The organism is Bacteroidota bacterium (assembly GCA_037133915.1).
Taxonomy (GTDB): Bacteria; Bacteroidota; Bacteroidia; order Bacteroidales; family CAIWKO01; genus JBAXND01.
This window is the reverse complement of record JBAXND010000070.1, coordinates 1-15,825: the sequence shown is the minus strand read 5'-3', so window position 1 is coordinate 15,825 and position 15,825 is coordinate 1. Positions and strand designations below refer to the sequence as shown.

General features: G+C 45.3%; 14 protein-coding genes. 6 read left to right on the top strand and 8 right to left on the bottom strand.

Translation table 11 applies throughout. The annotated features are described in order from the left end of the window. The first annotated feature begins 176 nt into the window (after positions 1-176). Complete coding sequence (locus WCM76_15645; GenBank protein ID MEI6767065.1) at positions 177-371, top strand: hypothetical protein; 195 nt, start codon at positions 177-179, stop codon at positions 369-371. 97 nt (positions 372-468) lie between these two features. On the opposite strand, the gene WCM76_15640 is transcribed toward WCM76_15645, so the two are convergent. Together WCM76_15640 and WCM76_15635 are read right to left on the bottom strand one after the other, a co-directional pair. Then, positions 469-1,758: a hypothetical protein gene (locus WCM76_15640; protein ID MEI6767064.1), complete on the bottom strand. Its 1,290-nt coding sequence runs from the start codon at positions 1,756-1,758 to the stop codon at positions 469-471. A 57-nt stretch (positions 1,759-1,815) separates the two neighbouring features. Continuing rightward, positions 1,816-2,430, bottom strand: a complete 615-nt coding sequence (locus tag WCM76_15635; GenBank protein MEI6767063.1) for a YigZ family protein — start codon at positions 2,428-2,430, stop codon at positions 1,816-1,818. A gap of 139 nt (positions 2,431-2,569) precedes the next feature. Between WCM76_15635 and WCM76_15630 the strand changes: the two genes are divergently transcribed. The 4 genes from WCM76_15630 (at position 2,570) to WCM76_15615 (ending at position 6,547) form a co-directional block, all read left to right on the top strand. Beyond that, complete coding sequence (locus WCM76_15630; GenBank protein MEI6767062.1) at positions 2,570-4,471, top strand: DNA topoisomerase IV subunit B; 1,902 nt, start codon at positions 2,570-2,572, stop codon at positions 4,469-4,471. Positions 4,472-4,473: 2 nt separating this feature from the next. Then, the gene (locus tag WCM76_15625) at positions 4,474-5,661 is read left to right on the top strand and encodes an aspartate aminotransferase family protein (protein ID MEI6767061.1); all 1,188 of its coding nucleotides are present in this window, start codon (positions 4,474-4,476) and stop codon (positions 5,659-5,661) included. Positions 5,662-5,780: 119 nt separating this feature from the next. Beyond that, a complete protein-coding gene (locus WCM76_15620; GenBank protein ID MEI6767060.1) occupies positions 5,781-6,173 on the top strand; it encodes a hypothetical protein in 393 nt (130 codons plus the stop codon). Further along, complete coding sequence (locus WCM76_15615; GenBank protein ID MEI6767059.1) at positions 6,170-6,547, top strand: hypothetical protein; 378 nt, start codon at positions 6,170-6,172, stop codon at positions 6,545-6,547. The genes WCM76_15620 and WCM76_15615 overlap by 4 nt, the downstream gene beginning before the upstream one ends. A 3-nt stretch (positions 6,548-6,550) precedes the next feature. Here the strand turns inward: WCM76_15615 and WCM76_15610 are convergent, their stop codons facing one another. The 3 genes from WCM76_15610 to WCM76_15600 all read right to left on the bottom strand — a co-directional run bounded on the left by WCM76_15610 (position 6,551) and on the right by WCM76_15600 (position 9,952). Further along, positions 6,551-7,162: a fumarylacetoacetate hydrolase family protein gene (locus WCM76_15610; protein MEI6767058.1), complete on the bottom strand. Its 612-nt coding sequence runs from the start codon at positions 7,160-7,162 to the stop codon at positions 6,551-6,553. Between the two features lie 200 nt (positions 7,163-7,362). Then, the gene (locus WCM76_15605; GenBank protein MEI6767057.1) at positions 7,363-8,187 is read right to left on the bottom strand and encodes a 3'-5' exonuclease; all 825 of its coding nucleotides are present in this window, start codon (positions 8,185-8,187) and stop codon (positions 7,363-7,365) included. Positions 8,188-8,194: 7 nt separating this feature from the next. Further along, the gene (locus tag WCM76_15600) at positions 8,195-9,952 is read right to left on the bottom strand and encodes a hypothetical protein (protein ID MEI6767056.1); all 1,758 of its coding nucleotides are present in this window, start codon (positions 9,950-9,952) and stop codon (positions 8,195-8,197) included. Positions 9,953-10,164: 212 nt separating this feature from the next. Here WCM76_15600 and WCM76_15595 point away from each other — a divergent pair, with 212 nt between their 5' ends. Then, positions 10,165-10,974 carry a tetratricopeptide repeat protein gene (locus WCM76_15595; protein ID MEI6767055.1) on the top strand — a complete coding sequence of 270 codons (810 nt, stop codon included), beginning with the start codon at positions 10,165-10,167 and terminating at the stop codon, positions 10,972-10,974. 27 nt (positions 10,975-11,001) lie between these two features. On the opposite strand, the gene WCM76_15590 is transcribed toward WCM76_15595, so the two are convergent. The 3 genes from WCM76_15590 to WCM76_15580 form a co-directional block, all read right to left on the bottom strand. After that, positions 11,002-12,042, bottom strand: coding sequence for a PorP/SprF family type IX secretion system membrane protein (locus WCM76_15590; protein MEI6767054.1), 1,041 nt, complete (start codon positions 12,040-12,042; stop codon positions 11,002-11,004). Between the two features lie 26 nt (positions 12,043-12,068). Then, positions 12,069-13,763: a gliding motility-associated C-terminal domain-containing protein gene (locus WCM76_15585; GenBank protein MEI6767053.1), complete on the bottom strand. Its 1,695-nt coding sequence runs from the start codon at positions 13,761-13,763 to the stop codon at positions 12,069-12,071. A gap of 37 nt (positions 13,764-13,800) precedes the next feature. Then, positions 13,801-15,825, bottom strand: a 2,025-nt coding sequence (locus tag WCM76_15580; protein ID MEI6767052.1) for a hypothetical protein, incomplete at its 5' end; no start/stop codon positions are given.

The window sequence follows — 15,825 nt, the reverse complement described above, 5'->3', positions numbered from 1 at the left end:
AAAGTCAAAAGTCGAAAGTCAAAAGTCAAAAGTCGAAAGTCGAAAGTCGAAAGTCAAAAGTCAAAAGTCGAAAGTCGAAAGTTGTGAGTCAAAAGTCGAAAGTCAAAAGTCGAAAGTCGAAAGTTCATAAAGTTTATAAAGTTAAAAGAAGTCAGGAGACAGAAGACAGAGCGATAATGATGAAATACATTGACGTAATGATGAACGACAGAGCGATAATGATGAATGACAGAGCAATAATGATGAAATACAGAGCGATAATGATGAACGACAGAGCGATAATGATGAACGACAGGGCAATAATGATGAACGACAGAGCGATAATGATGAATGACAGAGCAAGAATGATGAACAACGGTAGTGTAAGGTAGTGTAAATAAGATTGTGCAAACAGGTTTTAAAGTAATGTGTAAATAATTAATTGTCAACTGTTCACTGTTACCTGTTACTTATTCCCTATTCCCTGATTTAAGGTCCGAAGGTAATATCTGTAACTCCATAAATCTGGCCGGGTGCGTAAGAGTTGGGATAGAGATTTGCGCCGCCCGGACTGTTATACCAGCATCCGCCCATAATTTCCACATTTCCGGAAAGAATGGGTGACGGGCTGAAATATCCGTAGGCGTAAATTGCATTTGCCGGAAGCACCAGAACACAGTAAACTTCCTGATAGGCAGTAAGCGCATAAGGTGTAATGCTGGCGTAACACCATGTGTTTGATGTTGCATTCACATTCACCGTTCGTACCAGTGCTTGTGTGGAGCAGTCGAATAGATTGAGCTGAAAGGTTCCGTTTTGCGGGATTCTTAAACCGAGCCTTGATATATTGCCCGGTGCCTGCGGCCGGAACTTCATTCCAAGCAATTCCATATGACCTACTGAGGTGGTTTGAGAGTGCACCACGCCTGCATTCTGACATACATCCAGACCGCATGAAGCGCTGTAAGTCACGGTCATTTCATTGCTCACCATGGTTGTGCAGTTGTCGGTCGCTTTGCGCGAATACACCATAGATTGTGAAATGACAGAAGGATCGTAGGTAAGCGAATTTGCGCCTGTGATGTCGGAATAACTGCCGGAAATCGTTTTCGACTGCCATTGATATGTAATAGCGCCCATACCGCCCGAAGCAGCGCTGACATTGGTAAAAGCTGCCGGATTATCAGTAATACCGCCGCTGCCGCAAACTCCACTTGAGCCGCCGCCAATGGTTCCGGCATTTAAAACGCTTCCCACAGTTACTGATAGTGTACTGGCGGCAGTGCTGCCGCAATTATTATCAGCAACAACGCTGACATTACCCGATAAAGCGCCGAAATTCACAACTATTGCTGTAGTTCCCTGACCACTCGCAATTACAGCACCCGAAGGCACACTCCAGGTATAGCTGGTAGCGCCGTTTACCGCAGTAACAGAAAACGCAGCGCCGGTATAGTTTGCACAAAAACTCACAGAACCTGTAATTGCACCGGGTACAGGAGGCAGTATGCAACCACCGCACATCTCAACCCATGCGCCATTTTTGTAAAAGTTGAAACACTTTGATGTGGTGTTGAAAATAAGCAAGCCCTCAACGGGATTAACGATGGCATTGCGCTGAGCTTCGGTCATGCGCGAAACAAGTACGCCACGGTCGGTGCTGCTTACATCAAGCATTGCACTGTTATCGGCCGGAAGTCCGGAAGTATTGATTCCAACCCCTTGCGAAAAGGAATTAATGCTTATGCATACCAATACGATGAGGATAATTTTTCTCATTTTTCAAAAATTAATTCGTACAAAAAGTATCGGCAATTTACACAATATTCGCAATCGCTATTCCGTACGCAGGTATTCCACCTTCACGCCATCAATTTTTACAATTGAATCATGTACGCGTGCCGAATCGTTTTTGCGAACTGAAAATACAATACTGCAGTTATCCTGAAAACAATGATTTACCTGCTCCAGTTTCTCATCTTTCATGATGCGCATAACGTCGTTCATGTGAGGATAATGGAACTGAATTTCATAGATGTCGTTCACGGTTTTTTCCAGAACCTGCGCATTATCCAGCGCTTCGCGGGCAGAGGTTTTGTATGCGTTGATAAGGCCGGGAACACCCAGATTTGTGCCACCGTAATAACGGATAACAACCACCAGAACATTCGTTAAATCTTTTGATTGTATCTGCCCCAGTATGGGTCTGCCTGCCGAACCCGAAGGTTCGCCGTCGTCGTTCATCCTGAAAGCAAGCTTATCAGAGCCTAATAACCATGCATAACAATGATGTGTCGCGTTGTAAAATTCTTTTTTAAGACCTTTCAGGGCTTCTTTTATTTCTTCTTCATCCTTAACGGGAATTGCAAAGGAAATAAATTTGCTGCCCCGGTCGCGAAAGGAACCCTTCCCGGTAGTGGCGATTGTCTTATATATATCTTCAAATAGCATAACTGGAGGATGGGAAAGTACACAAAATTACTAAAAGTGTTGATAAATCAAGGATTTGTTGATAAAATAATTAAAAATGAACTGAAAAGTGGCGCAGGGTAAAGCAAGGAGTATTAATTTTGCATAAAATTATAGTATCATGACCGAAGTCTATTCAGAAGAAACCATACGCTCACTGGACTGGAAAGAGCATATTCAAATGCGTCCGGGAATGTATATAGGTAAGCTGGGCGACGGAACATCACCCGACGATGGTATTTATGTGCTGCTCAAAGAAATTCTTGACAACGCTGTTGATGAATTTATTATGGGCAACGGTCGCAGTATAGACGTTACCATCAAAGAACAGAAAGTTATTGTAAGGGATTACGGACGCGGCATCCCGCTGGGCAGTGTGGTTGATTGCGTTTCTAAAATGAATACCGGCGCCAAATACGATTCCAAGGTATTTGTGAAAACGGTTGGCCTGAACGGCGTTGGTACCAAAGCAGTCAATGCACTTTCATCTTACTTCAAGGTTCAGTCAATACGCGAAGGACAAATCAAGATTGCCGAATTTGAACGCGGAACCATTGTTCGCGATGAACCCCTTCAGCCCACCGACTTACGCAATGGCGTCAGCATTTCCTTCATCCCCGACGAAAAAGTGTTCGGCAAAGTTCATTACATCACCGAATATGTTCAGAAACTTCTGTGGAACTACGCATTCCTGAATAACGGGATGACCATCAACTTCAACGGAGAGAAGTTTTTTGCGAAGAATGGTCTTGTTGATTTGCTCAACAGCAATATTGACGGCGGCATCCTCTTCCCTATTATCCATTTGAAAGACAACGGATTTGAATCGGCTTTTACGTTTAGTGCCGTCAGATATACCGAAGAGTATTATTCATTCGTAAACGGTCAGCACACAACTCAGGGAGGTACGCACCAACAGGCTTTTCGCGAAGCGCTGGTGAAAACCGTCAGGGAGTTTTACCATAAAGATTTTGAAGCGAGCGATATCCGCGAAAGCATTATTGCCGCCATCAGCGTAAAAATTGTGGAACCGGTGTTTGAGTCGCAGACCAAAACCAAACTCGGTTCACAGCATATGGAGCCTAAAGGCCCGACTGTATCAAAGTATATCCATGATATTGTGAAGAAAAATCTCGACAATTATCTTCACATGAACCCCGAAACGGCCGATATACTGCTGAAGAAAATTATGCAGTCGGAAAAAGACCGCAAGGATCTGGCAAATATCAAAAAACTTGCACGCGAAAGTATCAAGAAAGCAAGTCTTCATAATAAAAAGCTCAGAGATTGCCGCATTCATTATAACAGCCACGATGAGCGCAGGTTTGAAAGTACGCTGTTCATCACCGAAGGAGATTCGGCCAGCGGTTCCATTACCAAATCGCGCGAAGTGAACACACAGGCTGTTTTCAGCCTCAAAGGGAAGCCGCTGAACTGCTTCGGACTGAGCAAAAAAGTGGTGTACGAAAATGAAGAATTCAACCTGATGCAGTCGGCACTCAATATTGAAGAAGGCATTGAAAACCTGCGTTACAATCAGGTTGTAATAGCCACCGATGCCGATGTGGACGGTATGCATATCCGTTTGCTGCTTCTCACATTTTACCTTACGTTTTATCCCGACCTGATTAAAAACGGACACCTCTACATTTTGCAAACGCCGCTCTTCCGGGTTCGTAACAAGAAGAAAACAAGTTATTGCTACACCGATGAAGAAAGAGTCAATGCTATTGACGAACTGGGACCCAACCCTGAAATTACACGATTCAAAGGTCTTGGTGAAATATCGCCCGATGAGTTCAAGCACTTCATTGGCAAAGATATGCGTCTTGAGCCGGTAATGCTCAGCAAAGAATCATCCATCAACGAAATTCTGACTTTCTATATGGGCAAGAACACACCCAAGCGACAGGATTTCATCATCAATAATCTCCGCATCGACCTCGATCTGGTTGAAAAAATTGACCGCCCTGCCGATGACGATGAACTGGTTCCCGTTGTGGAAGAAGGAGATGAAGAGTAAACATGAAAACCCAACGCCAGCTTTTTTTTGATTTTGTGGCACAAACATCACCTGCACCCATGGCGGTTGAAATAGAACGGGCCGAAGGTATTTATATGTACGGTCCGGATGGTAAGCGTTATATCGATATGGTATCGGGTGTGAGCGTTTCAAATACCGGTCACCGCCACCCTAAAGTTATTGAAGCAATTACTTCTCAACTGGACCATTACCTGCACCTTATGGTGTATGGTGAATTTATTCAAAGCCCTCAGGTACTTTTTGCCGAAGCACTTTGTACCCTGTTGCCGGCGGAATTCAACTCGGTGTATTTTGTAAATTCGGGCAGCGAAGCCATTGAAGGTGCCATGAAACTGGCAAAGCGTTATACCGGACGACCTGAAATTGCCTGCTTTTCAAATGCTTATCACGGAGGAACCCAGGGAGCACTCAGCCTGATTGGCAGCGCTGTATGGCAGGATGCGTTTCGTCCGCTGCTGCCGGGTATTGCACAGCTAAAATTCAATGACATCCGTGACCTTGAAAGGATTAACTCTCACACTGCCTGCGTTGTAATTGAACCTGTTCAGGCCGAAGCCGGTGTAATACTTCCTCAGCAGAATTTCCTGAAAGCACTTCGCAAACGTTGCACCGAAACAGGCGCACTGCTGGTATTTGATGAGTCTCAAACCGCTTTTGGCAGAACAGGAACCATGTTTGCCTTTGAACAATATAATAGTTCACCCGATATTCTGGTGCTTTCCAAAGCATTGGGCGGTGGAATGCCACTGGGCGCATTTATTGCACCGGCATCAATTATGCAAAGCCTTACGCATGACCCGGTATTAGGGCATATCACCACTTTCGGCGGGCATCCGGTATGCTGTGCCGCCGGGCTGGCAGCCCTGAACGTAATTCAGGACGAAAAACTCGTGGAAACGGTAAATGCCAAAGCCGGACTTTTCAGAGAACGGCTGCAGCATCATCCGAAAATTATTAACATACGCAACGCCGGTCTATTAATGGCAATTGAATTGGGCAAGGACGAAGAGGTGAATGCCTTTATCCATAAAGGAACCGGGCTTGGCTTATTTGGCGATTGGTTTCTGTTCAATGCCAGTGCTTTCCGCATAGCTCCGCCTCTCACAATTACCACAGACCAGGTACATGAATGCTGTGATTTGGTGCTCAGGTGTCTCGATGAGCTGTAAGGTGAACGAATGAAATATAAAAATATATTTGCATTTTCTTGCTTTCTGTTGTAGTTTTGGCTTGATTTTAGCTGATTTTTAAGAAATAAAACGTTAATTGCCATTCTACTTCATCGAATATGCGCGTGTTTACTGTTATCCTGCTCTTTTTCAATGTCATTTCAGCTTTTTACGGCGGCATATTGCTGGTGCTTGACCCGAGCGGTCAACTGATGCAAATACCTACAACACTTTTAGATTCGAGCCCTTTCGACAGTTTTCTGATTCCCGGACTCATATTACTGATAGTTATAGGTGCGGGAAGTTTAATGACAGCAATTCTTACAATCAGAAAATCAAAACAATTTTATAAATGGGTGGTTACCATGGGTAGCGGACTCATTATATGGATATTAACGGAGTTAATAATGATACGTGAGTTTTCTATGTTGCAAGTTATTTATGGCGGGCTTGGTATCATTTTGCTGTTTCTAGGTATATCTTTGTGGAATCAAAATCTCAAAACATCATGAGTGAAATAGTTAGTAAATTAAAGGTACCCTCAGAAGGTAACATCCTCGTATTAAATGCTCCAATTGAATTTCAGGAGTTGATTAAAGAGGTTAGCTTCGATACCGTTCCTGCGAATACCCGATTAGGCAAGTATGACTACGTGCAAATATTTTCTGTTACCCAAAAGAGTATAGATGCGCTTATTAAACAATACGCAAAGGCAGGCAAACGGGATTGTATGCTGTGGCTCACCTACCCTAAATCGGGTGGAACCATCAAAAGCGACATCAAGAGGGAAGCCGTAGTGAAAGCGCTTGAAAAATCGAAACTGAAAGCTGTTACTACCGTGGTGATTGATGAAACATGGAGCGCTCTGCGAGCCAGACCTGCGTAATAACTACTTCACGCTTAGCCTGAGCGCCTTCTCCTGTCCGAGCCAGGCTTCAAGTTTATCGCCAATAGACACATTCCCCACTCCTGCCGGAGTACCGGTATAGATAAGATCGCCGGTGCGCAGTGTAAAGAACTTCGAAACGTGCGCGATGATTTTCGTAAATGAAAATACCATATTTCCGGAATTGCCGTGCTGCACGGTTTTCCCGTTAAGGTCAAGATGAAATTCTATATTGTTGTGATCAGGGAAACTATTTTTATCGTAGAAATTGCCCAGAGGCGAAGAAAAATCAAATGCCTTGGCTTTTTCCCAGGGAAGTCCGTTTTTGATTGATTCGCGTAAAGCATCGGCAGCCGTAAAATCTATACCGATTCCGATTTCATTAAAATAAGTGTGCGCAAACTTTTCGCTGATATGCCTGCCGAGTTTCGATATTTTAAGCACCAATTCCACTTCATATCGCACCTCATTGCTGAATGCCGGGATATAGAACGGACGGTTATTGACCAACAGCGAAGTATCGGGTTTGAGGAAAAATACCGGCTCCTCAGGCAAGGGCTTGCCTTCGGCACTGATGTAATCGCGGTAATTTCGACCGATGCAGATGATTTTCATGTTGGGGATTGGGGATTGGGGATTAGGGATTAGGTTTAAAATCAGTCAATTTGAAAATTAGATAATTTGAAAATGCCTGTCCTACCGGCAGGTAAACCTGTCCGCCTTTGGCGGAAAAATTCGACTTACGACTCACGACCCGTCAGGAGACGGATTTCGGCTTCGCCTCAACTCACGACTCACGACTCACGACTTTGACACTATTTTATGTTCACCGATGATTTATTGAAGCCACGCAGCTTGATGGCTGTCAGCACTTTCTTGGTAGTCAGCGGGAAGTCGGCTTTGGTCATCCAGTCATAATACGAAGGCTCTTTTGCAAACACTTCTTCCACGCTCCTGCCCTTATACTTGCCAAAATTGAAAACTTCGGTACCGGCTTCATTATATATAATGTGTCCGACGAGGTCGGCGTTGCGTGTGGTAAACGAAAAATCGTGCAATGCCTGTACATCGTTCGCTATAGGTATTGAAGTATTGCCGTTATTGTCAACATATTCCACATTGTTATAGCGGTCGAGCTGAGCTTCCAGTATTTCAAAAGTGGCGCGGGTATCTGCTTCGGCGCTGTGAGCATTGATGATGTCTTTTCCGCAATAAAAGCGGTACCCGGCTCTGAGGTTGCGGGGCTCCATTTTATGAAAAATATTCTGGGTATCAATAAAACGGCGTCCTTTGATATCAAAGTCCACTTCGGCGCGCAGAAATTCCTCTACCAACAGCGGGATATCGAATTTATTGGAATTGAATCCCGCCAGATCGCAGTTCTCGAGGAAGGCATGAAGCCTGGCTGCCACATCCTTAAAACGCGGACAGTCTTTTACGTCTTCATCGGTAATATGATGAATGGCTATTACTTCTTTCGGAATGGGCATGCCCGGATTGATGCGCATGGTCACCACTTCTTCGCTGCTGTCCGGGTTGATTTTGATGATGCAGATTTCGACGATGCGGTCGGCACCGACATTGACTCCGGTTGTTTCAATATCGAAAAAGGCAAGCGGACGGGTTAGTTTCAGTTTCATGGTTCTGTTATTTGGAAAAACTGAAAATGCGCGTGATCTCTTTCACATTCATCTCCCGGTCTTCGATTCGTATTTCGTCAGTAAATTCTTTGTATCCTTCACAAGTGGCTGTTATTGCAAACTCGCCCGGAGGCAAAATAACAACAGCACGTCCGCTGGTTTTATTCGGAAGATACGTACCAATAAGTGTATTTGATTTTTTGCTGTAAGCTTTGATACTGACCGAAGGACCGTCCTGCCATTGTTTCATCAAGACGTCATATCTGGTCTTATTATTTTTTCTTGTTGAATCAGCCAGTTTGTGTGATGCCATATAAGCGGAATCGAGTTTGGGTTTCAGGCTGTCCATAGCCATCTTTACATTTTTCCTGAAGATGTCGTAAATATTGGTGGAATCGCTGGTTGCAAGTGTAATTTTAATCGCTGTATAACCCGGTGTAACGTCTTTAAATATTACGCGATAGACATCGAGATTGCCGAATCCTTCGGGGCGCAAATCGGAAACGTAGGCATATCGCCCGCTTGCTGTAAAAGAAATGGTGGTATTATCGTCGGGTGTATTGATAGGATAACCCAGATTAACCGGTTCGGTAAATGTGTTGGTAGTCTTATCCCAGGTAGTTTTCATGATGTCGTAACCGCCCATGGTCTTGTGACCCACCGATGCGAAATAGAGTGTTTTTCCGTCGGGTGCGAGGTAGGGAAAATCATCATCAAATTTGGTATTGATAACAGGTCCCACATTTACCGGAGGTCCAAATTCGCCGTTCGGCATAAGCTTGGCCATGTAAATATCGTAACCGCCCAGAGAATTATCCAGCTTGGCTGAGAAAAAGATGGTCTTTTTATCATTGGTAATCGTAACCGAGTTGGCACCTTTTCCGGAAGCATTCACATTGTTGCCCATGGGCATCAGTTTTTGAAATGCCTTACCCTGCTTTACCGCAAGCCTTGTCTGGAATCGTGCATCGAGGTTGTCAATAAATACAAAAAGGTATGAGCCGTCGGCCGAAAGACCTGTCGTTTCTTCAACCAGCGGGGAGTTTATTGCAATCGGAAGGCGTTTGAACTTTTCCCAGGTACCGTATTTATTTTCAGACACAAGAACATCAGCCGAATAATAGCCATCAAAATCAAGCAGGTTCCCGACGTTTCCGGGACGCTTAGAGGTGTAGAACAGCTGGGTTTCGTTTTTGTTCACATAAGGATTATAGTCAGGAAAGGGAGAGTTTATACGGGCGCCCAGATTTTCATACGTTACGTTTACCGGATGTTCAACCATTTCTTTAGCCGTGTTGCACATTTCTATCTCCATGTCGGAGGTAATATAATTCTTGTCTTCAGCACCGTTGAGTTTCTGTTTGAATTTGGTGAACATTGCTATTGCGTCATCAAAACGATAGTTGACCATATACGCGCGCGCCAGATCATAATATACCTGAACATCAATTTTATCAGACGTAATGGCAACTTCAAGCAAAGGAACGGCTCTTGCTTTGTTAATGGTTGTGTTCAGATAACAGAAGCCGAGATTGTAATTTACTTCGGGGTTTGCGCTGTCTTTTTTTATCACAAGCTCATACTCTTTTATGGCTGTAACAAAGTCGCCGCCAAGGTACATGGCACGGGCATATTTTTCGTCGGGTACACCTTCGGGCTGTGTCCGAACCTGACTAAATCCGGGTTTTGAAAAAACCAAAAGACACAGTAGGGTGCCAATGAACACCCTTTTTACACGAAGTGCATGTTCTCTTATAGCTGTCATTCAGCGTTGATATCGATGGTTAACGTAATTCTATCAATTATTAATACTGATAACAAAAATATAAAAAATCGATTGTTTGATTTTAGAAGAAACAAATAGTTATAAACAGGAGTTAGTTGTGAGTCGAGAGTCGTGAGTCGAGAGTCGAGAGTCGAGAGTCAAAAGAAAAATGATACTTAATTTTTATTTATTTTTGCACAAAACTGAGATCGATGAAACGTACACTATATTTGCTTATCGCGATAAGCGCGATGCTCATTTTTAATAGCTGCGGACACAAACGTGAGTGCATTGCGCTGTTCAAAAAATCGTTTACAACGCAGGATTCTGTTGAACAGAAAAAGATATGGGAAGACGTAATTACCAAGTTTCCCGAATCGGAACAGGCCAACTACTGCCGTGCGGCATTGATGGGCCGCCCCGCTTTTCGCGAACGTATTCGTTTGCTCAACGAAGCAATTAAAGAAAACCCTGATTTTGCAGAAGCGTATAATTTACGCGGTCTTCTGAAGCTGGAACGCCGATTTTACAAATTCGCGCTTCAGGATTTTATCACGGCCTCCTCTATTGATAAAGAATATGCCGAAGCGTTTTACAACAAGGCAAATCTTTACAGAATATACCGTTCCATGCCCGAGGCAATGGGTGCATACGATACTGCGCTGATGCTCAAGCCCGATTTCTCCGAAGCCTGGCTCAACCGGGGCGTTGCCAATGATATCTGGGGGCATTATAAGGAAGCAATCCTTGATTTTAACAAAGCCATAGAATTAAGTCCGGATAATACGGAAATCTGGCTTGACCGTGGCATAGTAAAAGGAAAGCTGAAGGATTATAAAGGCTCTCTCGAAGATTTAAAGAGTGCTTTGAAACTGAATCCTGCCTACGGAAAAGCATGGCAGAACAAAGGCATTACCGAATACATGGCAGGCATGACGGACAGCGCCTGTGTCAGCTGGAAAAAAGCTGCTGATTTGGGTGTTGCAGACGCCTCTAAGGCAATCGCGAAATATTGCAAGTAAAATAAACGTGATGATGAACGCTCGATGTTAATACATCGATTTGTTATCACTTTGCCTGAGCGGTGTTATATATCGAAGAGCTACTTCAAGCCCGCCCATACCGCTGCTTGCAACCGAAAGTTTCGATACGTTCACATCGTAACTTACGCCCAGCATAAAATTCTTGTATTCAAACATGGCTTCGGCCACAATGGCATCGGAAAAGCGGTAGTGCGCTCCCACCGATAACGCTGTTTCCTGAATAAAATTGGTGTAATGCGAAGCATCCTGCAGGCGGAAACGGAACAAACTTCCCATCATGATTTCACGCGACGGACCCTGAAAATAAACGGCTAAGCTGGGAACCAGAGAAAGGCTGGTGTTTCTGATTCCAATAAGTGAATACCCGTGAATGTTCACCCTGCGATACAGTTTCTGGGCTTCGTTGTCCATGAACTGCTGTTTGGGTTTATTGAGGTGAAACATCGATATTCCGAGGTTTAGTTTAAAGGCATTGTTGCTCGACATTGTGGTGGAACCGCTGTTGTATGTATAGAGAACGCCTGCCGCAAAATCGCCATAATTGAAATGGGTAAAATTCATGGTTTCGCCCGACGAGAGTGATGAATTGAAACCGTTATCGGAATGCGGGTCATACTGATTGCCCCACTGCATGGCAGAAGCACTGATACTGCGTTGTGCAAATCCGCCCTGAACACCGGCAGTAAGAATATTATTTCTGTTCAGCAGAAGGTGATACGCCAATGATACATTTGCCTGAAAAACGCCCATTTTGGTATCAGCGGCGCGGTCGTTATACAGCTGTAAGCCAACACCCAGAAAGCCACCGTTGATAGCGCGTTTCAGCAAACCGGCGTCATACGATAAGGCGTAAGTGGTGTATGGATTCGCAATGCTTCTCCACTGGCTTTTATAATTACCGATTATCCGGTGGTCGGCATTAAATGCTCCGGCAAGCGCAGGATTAAGGGTGAGTGGCGCTGCATTGAACATTGAAAAATGAATATCCTGTGCAGAAACCCTGCCCACCAGTATCGCCAAAATGCAAAAAACCAACAATTTCTTCATTATGCTACAATTTTAATGCTTATTGATTATCGAACCAGCGTTACATTTCCCTTTTTGGTGAGATGCTTGCCGTCGGTAAAATCTACTTCAATGTAATATACAAATACGTTCGGATCCATGGGCTGACCTCTAAAAGTGCCGTCCCATCCTTTTGACATATCATTCGTTTCAAATATTTTTTCGCCCCAGCGATCGTAAATAATGAAACTCAGTGTTTTTATAGCACCGCCATAAACCAGCAGCTCGTCGTTTTGATTATCGCCGTTAGGTGAAAAAATATTGGGTACGTAAACATTCGCCGTGGCACAATCGGTGGTCGCCGCTTTGACATCAAAGGTGCTGCTGATGGCACATCCGTTCTGGTCGGTAACTTCAACAATATAAGTACCGGGCGCCACCGGACTGTTTGTTTCACTTGTACTGCCATTATCCCATGATATAGTATACGGACCACTGCCGCCATTAATATTGATGGTAATAGAACCGTCTGACTGCCCTATGCAGCTTTCATCAGAAACCTGAGCATCCAGTGCCTGAACATCGTACACGGTAACATTGAGGGTATCAACATCGCCGCAAGTACCGGCAATGGTATAAATAATCTGATGTGTTCCCGGCCCGGCCAGTGCAGGGTCAAAGGCACCCGTACCTGAGTTGGTGATGCCGGTGCCTGTCCATGTTCCGCCCGGTTCGGCAGCTGCCAGCGCAAATCCTGAATTATTGGCACAGATTGGATTTACCGGCGTTATGTAGGCATTTGCTTTGCGTGTGGTAAGAATGTATGGTTTATTCGTAAAGTCGTTCCACCCGCTGATGGATATTGAACTGAGCGGTGTGCCGGCTGTAAGTGTTGGTGTACTTGTATTCTGCCATTGTGCAACAGCAGTTTTCCAGTTGCCAATTCCCTGCCAGTTCCCATCGGCAACAGCATCGTAATAGATTTCAATTTTTGCTGCATCGCTGCCGCCGCTGCGGTTTATCCTGTGGTAGAAATCAGGGTTGGCGACACAGATTGTGGAATCGGTAAGGATGCGGTTAAAACCTTCGGTAGCAGCATCAACATTGGCCATTCTGACCGTGAACGTATTTGATGCGGGTGAAGCGGGTGTAATGACAACAGGTCTGTATCGCGGTGTACCGGTAGATGAACCTGTAGGAAACAGGAAGGAAGAAGTGGCATCCGTTACTCTGGAGAGTACGCCATTCCCTGTGCTGCTTACAAAACCCGAAGTGCGTGTAATGGCTGCCGGGTCTGAATTCAGAACATACATGGCGAAACCTGATGTTGCAAGTTCACGGTCGGTAAGACCAAGTATTCCGATACTGTAACAATCAATTCCGAGCGATTTAACACCGCTTCCCGTAAGGTCAATATCATAGAATGATGTAGATGCCGTTCCGGCAATCATTTGATTCGTGCCATTTAACTCCACATAACCGCTGCCGGCAGTGAAGTTGGAGTTATTCACCCAGTCGCCAGCCACATGAAAGGCGCCATCGCCTCCGGCATTGGCATTATTGGTGAAAGTACTTGTTATGGTAACATCGCCCAGATTGTTGAGGGTACCGGTGGCATTATTGGAAACATCGCCATTTACCTGAACAATAGCGTTTGTGTTCACAAATACAAGGGCGCCATTATTATACAGTAACTGCGCTCTGGCACCGAATGCTGTTGTAAGCAACAAAAGCATTACAACAAAACCTATTTTATGCCGCATTTTCAAATTGTTTTTTAGTGAACTAAATTACTACTACTTAGCGTTTGTTTTCAAACCTTACCGATGTTTTATTAACATTGTTATCAGCACCCAGCAGCTTCATGGTTTCCTGTGTTTGCTTGCCTGTCCAGCTCTTAATCAGCTGTTTAGTAGCATCGGGTACGCGGAGCTGACTCAGTAAGACCGGGTCAACATTCGTTGTTGCTGCCGTTGTTTTTGTGATAACAGCAGCCTTTTTAGCAGCAGCTATCCAGTTAAATGTAAAAGCTTTATCGTCTGTCGAGGCAACAGTGAAGCCATTGTGATCCTGACTTACAACATAAACATTTGCCAATCCGCCAAGAGCACTTACCGTAACAACCGGAATGGCATCTGCACCAAGTTGTGAAATATATTCCCGGGAATAATCAACCCGCATTTGCTTACCGTTCATCGGCAGACTTCCAAAATCGGTTACCGTAACATTGTTTTCCAGAGCGCTTACGCGGACATCCATTTTTTTAATGTCTTCACGATTGTACTTTACACCGGCAATGGAAAGTGTGCTGAGCGCGTAGACATCTATACCTGAAAAAGTATTATCCTGCAAATAGTCCGGCGCTTCGTCAAGAATCAATCCCATATGCATATTCGGCCTGTATTTAGCTTCGTTACCCGCCTGAACGTCATCTGTTTCTACTTTATATTTGTAGAAGGCAGGTTTAATGGCATCAATATCATGCATAGCCATTTCATACGTCGCATTGTCAAGATAATTGATATTTCTTTTGGTTTCTCGAGATGATATTTGTGTTGCAGTCACATAATACAGAGCATACCAGGGATATGCATTTGTACCAAGATATCCATATTGTGCAGCTGATGCAGCAATTGTTGGTTCACCGCCAAGGTTATTCATTATAATAGTATGACAGGCTGCCAGCGGACTTACATCGAACTGGGCTTTACCGACATTAAGCAGCGCTGGATTTGTATACGAACCACCCATAGATGCTATTTGTGCCGACTGTGAGCTTGCACTATTGGTCCAGCAGTTGATGCCCGGATAGGCTTCACCCCAGAATGTAGCTCCAAAATTATTGTTTGATGATTTTCCATAAATACCGCATCCGCCTCCGGTAGTAGTGCCACCGGTTACCTCACCCCAAACACCTGCACCGTGACCAACACCATCGAAGTAACCCGCCACACCCGACGGAAAACTTGTGGTAGATGAGTTGCTGCTGTTTGAAATACCCATAATCGCACTGTAAAGATTTGCTGCCAGTGTATTCTCACCATATAAGGCAACTCCATGTGCAGAATGAGTAGCTGAAACAGCTGTGGTAGGAACTGCATTGGTTCCTTTGGCTGATGTTGCAATCAGAGCGTCGGTGCTTGTTCCGCCTGCAGGCAGGTTGATGGCCACATTACCTGCATCGGCAGTAATGGTTCTTCCGGCGCCTGACCCTGCACAGCCGTCATAAGCCTGATCGAGTGATAAGCATGAAGTACCTGTACCTGTCGGACCTGTCGGACCCTGTGGACCGGGAACCGTAGAAGCAGCACCGGTAGGACCCTGTGGTCCCGTTAAGCCTGTTAAGCCTGTTAAGCCCGTCGGACCTGTCGGACCGGGAACCGTTGAAGCAGCACCTGTCGGACCCTGAGCACCCGTCAATCCTGTGGGACCTGCCGGGCCGGGAACGGTAGATGCGGGACCTGTAGGACCCTGGGGACCGGTTAAGCCGATTAAACCCGTAGGACCTGTCGGGCCGGGAACGGTAGAAGCTGCACCCGTAGGACCCTGTGCACCCGTCAAACCTGTGGGGCCTGCCGGACCGGGAACCGTGGAGGCGGGACCGGTAGGACCCTGCGCACCCGTCAATCCGGTTAACCCTGTTGGACCTGCCGGACCCGGAACAGTAGAAGCTGCACCGGTAGGACCCTGTGCACCCGTCAATCCGGTAGGACCTGCCGGACCGGGAACGGTAGATGCCGGACCTGTGGGACCCTGTGCACCTGTAATACCTGTCGGACCCGCCGGACCTGCCGGACCGGGGACAGTGGATGCGGGACCTGTGGG

What these genes read in the sequence shown, in the direction of transcription:
- WCM76_15645 (MEI6767065.1), top strand. Translation starts at nt 177, where the DNA reads ATGATGAAATACATTGACGTAATGATGAACGACAGAGCGATAATGATG.
- WCM76_15640 (MEI6767064.1), bottom strand. Translation starts at nt 1,758, where the DNA reads ATGAGAAAAATTATCCTCATCGTATTGGTATGCATAAGCATTAATTCC.
- WCM76_15635 (MEI6767063.1), bottom strand. Translation starts at nt 2,430, where the DNA reads ATGCTATTTGAAGATATATATAAGACAATCGCCACTACCGGGAAGGGT.
- WCM76_15630 (MEI6767062.1), top strand. Translation starts at nt 2,570, where the DNA reads ATGACCGAAGTCTATTCAGAAGAAACCATACGCTCACTGGACTGGAAA.
- WCM76_15625 (MEI6767061.1), top strand. Translation starts at nt 4,474, where the DNA reads ATGAAAACCCAACGCCAGCTTTTTTTTGATTTTGTGGCACAAACATCA.
- WCM76_15620 (MEI6767060.1), top strand. Translation starts at nt 5,781, where the DNA reads ATGCGCGTGTTTACTGTTATCCTGCTCTTTTTCAATGTCATTTCAGCT.
- WCM76_15615 (MEI6767059.1), top strand. Translation starts at nt 6,170, where the DNA reads ATGAGTGAAATAGTTAGTAAATTAAAGGTACCCTCAGAAGGTAACATC.
- WCM76_15610 (MEI6767058.1), bottom strand. Translation starts at nt 7,162, where the DNA reads ATGAAAATCATCTGCATCGGTCGAAATTACCGCGATTACATCAGTGCC.
- WCM76_15605 (MEI6767057.1), bottom strand. Translation starts at nt 8,187, where the DNA reads ATGAAACTGAAACTAACCCGTCCGCTTGCCTTTTTCGATATTGAAACA.
- WCM76_15600 (MEI6767056.1), bottom strand. Translation starts at nt 9,952, where the DNA reads ATGACAGCTATAAGAGAACATGCACTTCGTGTAAAAAGGGTGTTCATT.
- WCM76_15595 (MEI6767055.1), top strand. Translation starts at nt 10,165, where the DNA reads ATGAAACGTACACTATATTTGCTTATCGCGATAAGCGCGATGCTCATT.
- WCM76_15590 (MEI6767054.1), bottom strand. Translation starts at nt 12,042, where the DNA reads ATGAAGAAATTGTTGGTTTTTTGCATTTTGGCGATACTGGTGGGCAGG.
- WCM76_15585 (MEI6767053.1), bottom strand. Translation starts at nt 13,763, where the DNA reads ATGCGGCATAAAATAGGTTTTGTTGTAATGCTTTTGTTGCTTACAACA.